At 34.3% G+C, this 11,604-nt stretch carries 7 protein-coding genes; 6 read left to right on the top strand and 1 reads right to left on the bottom strand.

Translation table 11 applies throughout. The features are described from left to right. The first annotated feature begins 167 nt into the window (after positions 1-167). From PL77_RS15400 to PL77_RS15380, 5 genes are all read left to right on the top strand, one after another. Positions 168-2,588: a TonB-dependent receptor gene (locus tag PL77_RS15400; protein ID WP_044207066.1), complete on the top strand. Its 2,421-nt coding sequence runs from the start codon at positions 168-170 to the stop codon at positions 2,586-2,588. Between the two features lie 116 nt (positions 2,589-2,704). Continuing rightward, positions 2,705-3,880: an alpha/beta hydrolase-fold protein gene (locus tag PL77_RS15395; RefSeq protein WP_044207115.1), complete on the top strand. Its 1,176-nt coding sequence runs from the start codon at positions 2,705-2,707 to the stop codon at positions 3,878-3,880. Between the two features lie 227 nt (positions 3,881-4,107). Beyond that, positions 4,108-5,790, top strand: coding sequence for a patatin-like phospholipase family protein (locus PL77_RS15390; RefSeq protein ID WP_044207062.1), 1,683 nt, complete (start codon positions 4,108-4,110; stop codon positions 5,788-5,790). A 411-nt stretch (positions 5,791-6,201) separates the two neighbouring features. Further along, positions 6,202-6,873 (top strand): hypothetical protein, encoded by a 672-nt coding sequence (locus tag PL77_RS15385; protein WP_044207059.1) that lies wholly within the window; start codon positions 6,202-6,204, stop codon positions 6,871-6,873. A 107-nt stretch (positions 6,874-6,980) separates the two neighbouring features. Then, complete coding sequence (locus tag PL77_RS15380; protein WP_044207057.1) at positions 6,981-7,922, top strand: hypothetical protein; 942 nt, start codon at positions 6,981-6,983, stop codon at positions 7,920-7,922. 158 nt (positions 7,923-8,080) lie between these two features. Here PL77_RS15380 and PL77_RS15375 read toward each other — a convergent pair whose 3' ends face one another. Then, positions 8,081-9,544 (bottom strand): right-handed parallel beta-helix repeat-containing protein, encoded by a 1,464-nt coding sequence (locus PL77_RS15375; protein ID WP_052444463.1) that lies wholly within the window; start codon positions 9,542-9,544, stop codon positions 8,081-8,083. Between the two features lie 433 nt (positions 9,545-9,977). On the opposite strand from PL77_RS15375, the gene PL77_RS15370 reads away from it, so the two are divergent. Further along, positions 9,978-11,441, top strand: coding sequence for an arylsulfatase (locus PL77_RS15370; protein WP_052444462.1), 1,464 nt, complete (start codon positions 9,978-9,980; stop codon positions 11,439-11,441). Positions 11,442-11,604 lie beyond the last annotated feature (163 nt).

The raw sequence follows: 11,604 nt of genomic DNA, 5'->3' as shown, positions 1-11,604 counted from the left end.
AAGTTGACGATAATTTAGTTTACAATATACTTATTTAGACCTATTTTCTTGTCCGTATTATGTTATGGTGACAATTATCATAGGTATGATGTGATCATTGTTACTTTAATGGTGTGTGTCATCCTCTAATTTTGACTCATTATTAAAATTAAGTCTAAATAAGGATAATGAAAAACAACTTCAATTCATACATCTTTTCAACGCTACTAACGTTATTCAGTCTTCAACTATTCGCTGGAAATCCTATTAAAATTAAAGGCCACATCACTTCAGGAAAGGAGCATGTTCCATTTGTCAATATATCGATAAATGATGGTCAATTTGGAACGACTTCTGACGAAACGGGGCATTTCATCATAGAGCTTGAGAAAGGAGAAACTTACCATCTCACGGTGACTACAGTAGGTTACAAGACCATGGAAATGGATTGGGTAGCTAGTACTCAAAACGAACTTCATATTGAGTTACAAAAAGACCTTCTAGAATTAAATGAGGTGATTGTCTCAAGTAATAGAAGAGCACAAAGTAGAAATGAAACGTCCTCGGTCGTTAATGTAATAGGAAAAGACCTTTTTCAAAGTGCTAATTTTAAGGTAGCAGGAGAGGGCTTAAATTATGTTTCAGGTGCAAGGGTAGAGACGACATGTGGTAACTGTGGTTCTACAGAACTTCGATTAAATGGGTTGGAAGGACCCTATACTCAAATTTTGATAGACAGCCGTCCAGTATTTAATGGTTTGGTAGGTGTTTATGGTTTGGAACAAATTCCTGTAAACATGGTCGACCAAATTGAAATTGTAAGAGGTGGTGGTTCTGTATTATTTGGTGCCAATGCAATTGGTGGTACGGTCAATATTTTGACTAAATCTCCTCAGTTTAATGCGTATGAAGTAGGAAGTAATTTCTCTTCTTTGAATGGTGAAGCGAATGATTACAACGTATATTTCAATACTTCGTTAGTTTCTAAAAATGAAAAAACATCGGGTTATCTTTTTGGATCTTATAGAAATAGAGATGCTTGGAATGCGAATCCAGACGATATCTATTACAAAATAGACGATGATGGAAATCCTTATGGTGATCCCATTAAAGATGATTTTTCAGAAGTAACATCTTTAGAAACACTCTCTGTAGGAACCAAAATTTATCATCAATTAAATGATCAGAATAAATTTACTTTTGATGCTAAGTTTATCAACGATCAAAGAAGAGGAGGTAACAAATTTGATCGTGCTTATCATGAAACAGACCTTACGGAGGCTATCGAAATGAATATAGGTAGTGCAAGTCTTACTCATGATTGGTTCAGTAAGGATAAAAAATGGCATTTGAATACGTATGCAATTGGTCAATTTGTAGATAGAGACAGTTATTATGGTGCTCATCAAGCTCCTGATGGTTATGGATCAACTACAGGAAGTACTATCATTGCAGGTTCTCAGATGAATTATAATATCGGTAAAGTCGCAGGAGGAAAATCAGTACTTGTTGTTGGAGCAGAGTTTATCAATGATCGAATCAATGACAAGAAGCTAGCGTATCTGGATGAGGAAACAGGAAAGTGGACCAACGACGCTACCGTTTCTGACCAAAATTCAAATACTTATGCATTGTTTGCTCAACAAGAATGGACTAATGACAAATGGTCTTTATTGACAGGTGTAAGAATGGATTATGTAGATATTACTGACCTACAAAATCATGAAAATGATAAAAATGTGCCAGCCATTAACCCAAGAGTAAATTTGAAATACAAAATCTTAGATAATCTACAGGTAAGAGGCGGATTTGCTACAGGTTTTAGAGCACCACAAATGTTCTCAGAAGATTTACACATCGAAGTAACAAGTGGGCAGGGTGTAAGAACAGTTTTAGATCCAGATCTTAAATCGGAAACGTCGATTTCATATAATTTGGCTTTGGACCTTGATCAGCAAATCGGTAAAACACAGTTCTACTTCTTGGTAGAAGGGTTCCATACTACCATCAATGACCGTTTTGATAACCAATACGACTATCAAGAAGATGGTACTTTGATTCTTTTCAAAAGAAATTCTACTTCAAATGCGGTAGTAAAGGGTTTGAACTTTGAAACTAAAATTGCTCCAAGTGAATCCTTTATGATTCAGGCCAACTATACGCTTCAATCTTCTCAATACGACGAGGAAAACCAGTGGGGAGATGAAGATTCAAGTACTTCAAAAGAGATCTTGAGAACACCAAATCAATACGGTTCGTTGACTGCTAATTATAAAATCACGAATCAATGGGAGGCTTCATTGACTGGGGTTTATACAGGTAAAATGTATGTGCCTTACCTTCCGGGCGGTTTTATCAACGGAGAATTGACTGAAAATGAAGAGTTGATAGAAAGTGAGCAGTTTGTAGATTTGGGGATTAAATTGGCCTACACTACAAAACTGACAAAAGATGCTAACATTCAAATTGGTGCAGGAGTAAAAAATATATTCAATCAAATGCAGTCTAATTTTGTAAGTGGTATCGATAAAGACGCTGGGTTTGTTTATGGACCTTATACACCAAGAACTTTTTATATTGATGTAAGGATTGGCAACTTATTGAATTAAGAAAATAGTATCCAATCATTATTAGCCTTACTAATTTGTAATACATTTTAGTAAGGCTTTTTTGTTGAATTTTGATTCATTTATTAACTTTAAATGAACTATTCAATACAATGAAAATGAGAAAAAACAAACTATTATTTTTACTTGGCTTGTGTTTATGCTTGCCTTTTTTATCATGGGCTCAAAAGTATGCTAACGTAGAAATCGTCAATCTTCACTCTAAACATCTAGACCAAAACAGAGAGCTTTTTGTTTATACTCCGGCAGGGTATACGGAAGAAACGTATTACAACTACAATGTTGTCTATGTTTTTGATGCACAAAGTCGTGAAATCTTTGATTATGTTCATGCTTCTCTTCCTTTTATAAAAGAGGCAGAGGGAGATCGAAATATCGTGGTTGGCATCACTTCTCCCTATTTTCCCGATGAAGATTATGGTAGAAATAATGATTTTCTTCCTGTATTAGAAGAAAAATTGGATAAAGCACGATATGGGAAATATAGCGGAAATGCAGAAAATTTCAGTGCTTTTTTCTTAGAGGAGGTAATTCCCTTTATCAATGAAAACTATCATACATCTGAAGATCGATTAGTGGTAGGACATTCTTTGAGTGCATCGTTTGTGTTGTCTTACATTCTACCCTCTGATATTGAGTTTAGAGGCTATTTGGCAATATCTCCCAATTTAGCCTACGAAAAAAATCAAGTGGCCAATAAGCTTATGACTTATGATTTTGATCAAAAAAAACATAAGGTATTCCTCTTTCTATGCAATGCAGATGAAGGGAAGGAATATTGGCAACATTGGGTAAAACCAAGAGAGAAAACGTATGCTTTCTTTGAGAAATACACTTCACCAAAGCTAGAGGTCGAGATCGAAAGCTATCCTTTTGAAGATCATTTTACGGTATTGGGTAAAGGGTTAAGTCAAGGCTTATCGGATTATTTTACTTTCTATCATAAAAACAAAAATTCATTTATCTCAGACAAGACATACCCTGTAACCATTACGTGTAAGGTACCTCATAAAAAGGGTCAGGTATATATTGTAGGTAATCAAAAGGCGTTAGGGAATTGGAACCCCGATAAAGTAAAATTAGAAGTCGTCAATGATTCAATCCGTACAATTTCATTGGAAGTAACCAATCCTGCTATTTTCAAATTTACTAGAGGAGAATGGAGCAATGAAGGCTTTTTGAAAGATAGAAGTAATGCAAACATTATGATTAATCCTCCAAAAGAAAAAGACTATCATTTTGAAATTGTAAACTGGGCTGATAAAATGCATTAGAAATAGAAAGGTACACTTTTTATTTCAGAATTGATTTCAACTTTTATATTCCTTAATTGATAATTTACATAATCATAACACCTTGATATTCAGTTAAAATATCAAGGTGTTTTTGATGAGGAATTAACTGACCGTTCACATTTTGTTTTATAACGTTTAGTACTTTTCAAGCGAGTTCAAAGTAAAGCTAGAACTGTTTGATAACTACTCATCTCTACGAACTAGATATGTCAGTAACTACTAAACAAAAATACAAAGTGGGACTTTGTATGGCAGGTGCAATCTCAGGAGGAGCCTACACTGCTGGAGTAATTGATTACCTTATAGAAGCATTGGATGCTTGGGAAGAAAAAAAGAAGACTTCAAACTTATCTTCTATTCCTGATCATGAGATTGAAATACCGATTATTGGAGGGGCATCCGCAGGAGGAATTACAGGTGTGATTTTAGCTTCTATACTCAATGAAAGAATCAATCATGTGAGGGAAGTGAAAAACAAAAATATTTTAGAAAATATCACCTCTAATAAGTTGTACCATAGTTGGGTAGATCTGACAAACGTCAATATGTTGAGTAGGATATTAGACACCAAAGACCTGAAAAGAACGAAAAAACTTGACTCATTGATTAACTCCGACTTTATTGATGAAATTGCTGATAGAGCGATCAAAAATTGTAAGAATGAAGTCAAGAGAAATTATATCCCTGATGACCTTAAAGTATTTGTCACTTTAACCAACCTCAATGGCTACGACTATAAGTATTCGTTTAAGGGAAATGGCAAAAAATCAGACGATTTTTATGTGACTTACCACAACGATTTTGCTTGCTTTAAATTAGCTAAAAATGCTCAGGATTATAGTAATGATGGATGGATCCCATTGAATTTTTTTAAGGATACCTCATTGAACCTCGATTTATTAAAACGTGCTACCTTGGCAACAGGAGCGTTTCCTTTTGGGTTGAAATCTAGAAGTGTTACTAGAAAAGGGAAATACATTATTGATAATAAATGGATTAATCAAGGAGCTGAATTGGGAGACATTGGAAAGGAAGAGGAATGTGAAAATATTATAGTAGATGGAGGCGTCATTAATAATGAACCTTTTCTACACGTAGAAGAGGTGTTGAAGGAAAAGAATAATAAGGAATATGTGGTATTGACGATTGATCCATTTCCTGAAGAAACTACTCATGAACGTACCAATAAAAGAAGGAATAGAGAGATTAGAGACATCATGGGTTTGGCAGGTCCATTTTTAGAAACACTACGTCACCAAGCCAAGGTAAAACCGAAGATAGAAAACGAAACGAAGAATGCCAGTGCTCTAGAAAAGCATTATATTATCTCTCCAAAACGAGGGGACTACTCTGGAGAAAAAGCGATTGCTTGTGGATCCTTAGGTGGTTTTGGCGGTTTTATCAGTAAGGAATTTCGAATTCATGATTACTTTCTTGGTAGAGCAAACTGTCAAAAATTTTTAAAGGATTATTTTACCGTAGATATTCAAAATGAGGAAAATGCTTTGGTAAAAGCGGGGTATGAAAATATGCCAGAAGAGGAAAAAAAGAAGTATAGAAATGAAAAAGGAGAGTATCAGATTATCCCTATTTTTGATTTTGATGAAAAAGAAATGTACATGCCTAAATTCGGAAACGGCAATCATTTTCCTTCTGTCAGTACTTTTTACCTTTCCTCTTTCCGAAAAGAAATTTGTAAGAGGATAAAAGCCATCATGAAACTTACTATTCCAAGCAAAATCACTTACAATATTCTCAAACAATTTTTACCTATTGATATGGTGATAGATTTCTTGACCAAAGAACTTAGTGACTGGCAGCTAGTAGATATGCACCCTAATGCTACTGAAAACACCGAGAGAAAACGAATAAGGGATTTGAGGAAATAATGACATTTTAATTATTTTTAGTATTACTAATTTTTAATAAGCGTATTTTTTTGAGAACTTACGAAAATTAATAAACTGTAAACGAAGTTTTCATTAATTTACATAATGCCTTTTGTGAAGGACAAATGGTAGTATATTGTGGTTCGCGAGGACGTTGCAATGTAACGTTCCTACAGAACTACACTTTAGAAGATTATAATAAAAACTTTTGTCTTTTGACATGTAATCAGACAATCAATTAGTAGTATCTCCTTCATCTTTGAAATTAGATCCTATAAAACCTACTGGCGCGAATGTTAAGCGTTAGTGTCATTCGTGTCCTACTGATCATCAGAAATCTCCTGATTTCTAAAAACCATAAATATTCTCAAACTTAGTTTACCTTTGTAGTTTAAACTATACTCTAAAAACATGAACTACATACTAAAATTAGTATCATCAGTTTTTCTTTTATTCTCTTTTTTTTCATGTCAGAATAACCAATACGTCAACGTTTTCGAGTACGAAGAATTTTATGATGAAAAGGAGATGATGAAATTAGACTCATTTTCGACGTTTTATGATTTTCAAAAGAGCATCGTATTAAATGCCTGTCATTTCAAAAGTGATCAAGTAATTCTAATTACGGGAAGTGGAAATAAGTTGCCGCTTAACTCAGGTTTGATCTGTTTTTGGCAGGGAGGAAATTGTGCATTAATCCGCAATCGGAATGTCATTACGATTAACGATACTACAACACTTCATAGAGATCTTTTAACACCAAAAGTGATCAATAATGGGCGGAGAAAAAATTGGCCTGATTCCCCCAGTAAAGTTGTATTCAATTTGAAATTCTCCTCAACATCTCCAATCAAAGACATAGATACTGCTTTGGATTCAATTTATATGACCTATCAACACATTTGGAATTTATATGCTAGCGGGAAATACCATAAGAAACTGTATGAATTAGAGGATGAACAGTTAAAAAACATAGCTTCTGAACTACCTATTAACTTGATCCTTGCTCAGAGTAGAATAGATGATAGTTTGAACTTGGATTTGAAGGAAGGAGATATTTTGTCAATAGAAACGGGAAAATGAATTCTCATGGAATGAATTTTTTATTCCCAAAGACTTTTTTCTAAATTGTACTATTAATTGTGTCATACCAAAAGCAAAAAGGAACTTCATTTCTATTTAAATTACTGATGTACAAAAAACTATTATTGACTAACTATCTGATTCTTCTGTTTTCTTTAAATTTATTTTCTAGTACTACAGATAGTTTACAAACTTTTTTAGCAACCTATGAAATGCTAGAGAGTGAGCACGTCTATGAAAAAGGAGAACGGTCAGCCCAAGGAACTACGGCATTGGAATTGACTTCAAGACTTACGGAAAGTCAACTGACGTCTTTACAGTTTAGCAATAATATATTGGTAAGGTGTTATACCTTCAAACAATTGACGTTAAATAATTCCTCAAAAGTGATTGCTATTCTTCATAATCACCTGAATAGTAGGTTGGAACTTGAACGAATTGATGGTTGTACTATTTCTACTCAATTATTGATTGAATATTTCTTGGAACAATGTTTTATAAATTGCAATAGCAGTATCAGAACAGAGGCTTTTCATTTACTTCATTCTTTCAATAAATTTGATTTGCTTTCAGATTATCTCTTAGCAAGAGTCCCTATCAACGAACAAAATTATTCGATTATTGAAAAAGCAATTTTAAAAGGAAATAATAAGTTTCTCTATTTATTTCTGTCTTATCGAAAAGGTGATTTTGACAAAATGATTCTTCAAGCGAGTCAAAATGATTCATTGAAAATTAATTCAATTAACCTGTTTAAGTTTCTCAGAAGTGACGATTTATTGAAAGACCTATCCTTTGCTTATTTAGAACAGGACGACCGATTAAATCAGTTGAGAAGAGAACGCACTTTTTTAGAATTACTTAAGTTGAAAAAGTATGCATTGATAGGCCTTTATAAAGACAAGCCTGAATACCAAAAACCTTTATATATTGCATTGTACAAGACATGCACCATGCCAATTTTACGCTTGGAAATTGAAGAAAAATACCCCTCATTTACCGAAAGGATGCGAAACTTTATTGACAACGAATCCTATCTTGTGGAGTAAAAAAGCGCAATACCTCTTTTGTAAACGTTAAGAGCATCCATTCATGAAGGATAAATTGTTGTGTATTGTGGTTCGCGAGGACGTTGCAATGCAACGCCCTTAAATTGCCTTTAGAAGATGATTACAAAACCCTTGTCTTTAGATCTGTCATTAGGGAATTATTTCCTGTTATACCCTAACCACTTAACAAACTCATAGAGCTTCATAAACTCTGGATCGTTTTCGAAAAGAGGATGGCTTTTTAGTTGTTCCAAAATCTTTTGCGGATCTCTTTCACTATAGTCAAACTCGGTTTGAATATCATTATTCTTTTGAATAAATCCTTTTGTTCCATTTTCAACAAACTTGGCTTCAGATTGATTTCGAATAAGGTTATTTTCAAAGAGGGTTTGCTGAGGAAATTGTTTTCCCCAATCCTGAAATTCTACCAGGTGATTTTCCATTTCAGCCTTTTCCTTATTAGGTATGATTACGATATTATGGTGAATAGAAGAATTTTTCACGGGTCCCGTAAGGTGAAAAGTAGGAGCAAAGAAGCGTTTATTGTGTGCTTTATAAGGTCGAATACCATCATTGATACTCAGGTTGTACTTTACTACTGAATTTTCAGTGCCACTGTTATTAGGTTTACCTAATGAGAATCCATTATTACAGATCAGTATAAAACCACCCCAATTGTCAAAACTTAAGTTGTATTGGAATGTCGTATTGAAACAATTAAAATCAGAGTCATAACCTTGTCCATCCCATTTTGCTCTTTGATCACTCACACTATTAAATTGTACTAATGTGTTGTCACTACTCCATGGCCAAATCCCCACGGCAGCATCACCCATGGGCATCGCATCAATTCCTTTTCGTATAATATTGTATTCAATCAAAGCCCCATCACAACCCAAAGGAACTATACCATCCCCAGGTATATTTTCAATCAAATTACCTCTGATTACCACACCGGTACTTGGGTGCCAATTGGTTCTTTTGATATTTCCTTTAGAATTAATGGCGTTTCTTTCGCAGTGATGCATATAATTATTCAAAATCTGAAGGTCTACAAATCGCGTTTTTTTCTTTTCTCCTTGGTTTTGCCAAAGAATAGCAGATCCTCCTCCTTTTTTCTTTTCTAGAAGACCGTTAACGTCAAAAATTTCAAGTCCTTCCAATACAATATGATGACAATCTCCAAAGTTTTCCGCTCTAATTACAACACCCCTTCGTTGGGCTTTGGCTTGCTTTCCTTTGTTTGTCACCTTTAAGTTCCTCACTTCCCAATATTCCACATTATAGAGATATACAGCAGATTCTTTCTGACCGAGTCCATTGATTTGAGGATTCTCACCTTTTCCATAACGGTCAATCTTGATAACAGCCTCTTTCGTCCCAGATCCTTTTGGATTGAGCTGCCCATTATAGGCTGTTCCGGCTGCAAATAAAATTTCATCACCAGGTTTGAATACTTGTTGGTTTACTTTCCAAAGTGTTTTCCAAGGAGCCTTTTTGGATGTCCCTTTATTTTTGTCATTTCCTTTTTCAAAGTTTACATAATATGTCTTTGCAAAGAGGCAGGGACTAAAAAATAAAAAGAGGAGGATAAAAAATGTTTGTTGGTTCACTATTTTCATTTCAATTACTTTTTTTTGTTTAGGTTTATAAATTTTTGATTGTGGTTTATGGTGCCAATATCCACTGAAAATGTCAAAATAAGGGGTATAAATTCTTCAAAAACTTGAACAGTTTATTCAAAATGAAAATTGAGGTTGTAAAGACAACTTTTCCTGTTTAAAATCGCATATATGTTTTTATGACCGATAGTGTAAATTATAAATAGTAAAGGGCACATTTTGATTGAGAGAAAATGAACGTGTTATCAAGTTTTTCAAAACAAAGTATAGTACCCTTTTGTAAGGTCAAAATTTTAGCACAATGCTGTTTAAAAATGACATTTTTCAGTCTAAAAGCATAGTACTAAAAATAAAAATCATAGTCACCTGCACGGTTTTGAAATAGCTGTACTTTTAAAGTATAATTTTCACCAAACCTCAAATTGAAATTGAAATGAGATCTAAGGTACTTTATTACATCTTTATTATAAGCCTATTTTTTGGTTGTAAAACAACAGAGGCAACAAAGGAAACTACTACTCAACCTAAACCTAATGTAGTTTTTATACTAGCAGATGATTTGGGTTATGGAGATTTATCATGTTATGGTCAGCAAAAATTTAATACGCCCAATATTGATAAGTTAGCGGCAGAAGGGATGTTGTTTACACAGCATTATTCAGGGGCGACGGTTTGTGCGCCTTCAAGAAGTGCATTTTTAACAGGACAACATACGGGTCATACAATGATCAGAGGAAATAAGGAAGCAAGACCCGAAGGACAGTTTCCTTTAGCAGATTCTGTTTTTACTATGGCCGAATTGTTCCAAAAAGAAGGGTATGCAACAGGGGCATTTGGTAAGTGGGGACTTGGTTTTCCAGGTTCAGAAGGCGACCCCAACAATCAAGGCTTTGATACTTTTGTTGGTTACAATTGCCAGCGTTTAGCACATCACTATTACCCTTATCATTTATGGGAGAATGATCAAAAAATCATGCTCAAAGGAAATGAGGGAAAAGCAAAAGAAGAGTATGCACCTGAAATTATACACGAGAAAGCGATTACTTTTATAAAAGAAAACAAAGACAAACCTTTCTTTATGTTTTATCCTTCTGCTTTACCACATGCGGAGTTAGTGGCACCGGAAGAGTATATGGAAAAACATCGTGGGAAATATCTGCCTGAAAAAGAATATAAAGGTTATGATGAAGGAGAAAGGTACCGAGAAGGTCCTTACGAAAGCCAAAAAGAACCACATGCTGCTTTTGCTGCCATGATCAATGTGTTGGATGATCAAGTAGGTGATATTGTAAAAACACTGGAAGAATTGGGGATTGCTGATAATACGATTATCATTTTTACTTCTGACAATGGCCCTCATAAAGAAGGCGGAGCTGACCCAGACTATTTTAATAGTAATGGTATTTACAGAGGGTATAAACGTGACCTTTATGAAGGAGGGATTAGAGTACCATTGATTGTAAAATGGAATAACAAAATCAAGAAAGGTTCACAGACTGATTTAGTCTCTGCATTTTGGGATTTCATTCCTACATTTTCTGAATTATTGGCGACAGATACTAAAGATTTTGATGCTTTAGATGGTGTATCATTTTATCCTACTTTGATGGGAAGTGACGATCAAGAACAACATGATTTTCTGTACTGGGAGTTTCATGAAAAGGGTGGAAGACAGGCGTTAAGAAAAGGGAAGTGGAAAGCTATACGATACAATGTTTTCAAAAATAGAAAAAGTATACCACAGCTTTATAACTTAGAGGATGATCCTGAGGAAAAGAAAAATATAGCCTCAACTTATCCTGAAATTGCGGAGGCAATGAGCAAAATAATGGAGAATGCAAGAACGGAGTCCACAGTATTTAACTTCGGGCAAAAAACGCATTCCCCATCGAAATAATTTTAAGTGCTACGTGCACTAAGCTTTTGCTTTATCAAGAATTTAAAATCATAGTATTACTTATAAGTAAATAAGAAGTAGATCGGGATGATCAATAATAGTTGGAATGAGAGGTGAAACTTTCACTTTTTCCACATCCATTAAAATTTCATCCTGTTGCTTA

The sequence above is a fragment of the Flammeovirga sp. OC4 genome (genome assembly GCF_000812565.1).
GTDB lineage: Bacteria > Bacteroidota > Bacteroidia > Cytophagales > Flammeovirgaceae > Flammeovirga.
Note: the sequence above shows the minus strand (reverse complement) of the source record. Positions and strands in the feature narration are given on the sequence as shown.

What these genes read in the sequence shown, in the direction of transcription:
- PL77_RS15400 (WP_044207066.1), top strand. Translation starts at nt 168, where the DNA reads ATGAAAAACAACTTCAATTCATACATCTTTTCAACGCTACTAACGTTA.
- PL77_RS15395 (WP_044207115.1), top strand. Translation starts at nt 2,705, where the DNA reads ATGAGAAAAAACAAACTATTATTTTTACTTGGCTTGTGTTTATGCTTG.
- PL77_RS15390 (WP_044207062.1), top strand. Translation starts at nt 4,108, where the DNA reads ATGTCAGTAACTACTAAACAAAAATACAAAGTGGGACTTTGTATGGCA.
- PL77_RS15385 (WP_044207059.1), top strand. Translation starts at nt 6,202, where the DNA reads ATGAACTACATACTAAAATTAGTATCATCAGTTTTTCTTTTATTCTCT.
- PL77_RS15380 (WP_044207057.1), top strand. Translation starts at nt 6,981, where the DNA reads ATGTACAAAAAACTATTATTGACTAACTATCTGATTCTTCTGTTTTCT.
- PL77_RS15375 (WP_052444463.1), bottom strand. Translation starts at nt 9,544, where the DNA reads ATGAAAATAGTGAACCAACAAACATTTTTTATCCTCCTCTTTTTATTT.
- PL77_RS15370 (WP_052444462.1), top strand. Translation starts at nt 9,978, where the DNA reads ATGAGATCTAAGGTACTTTATTACATCTTTATTATAAGCCTATTTTTT.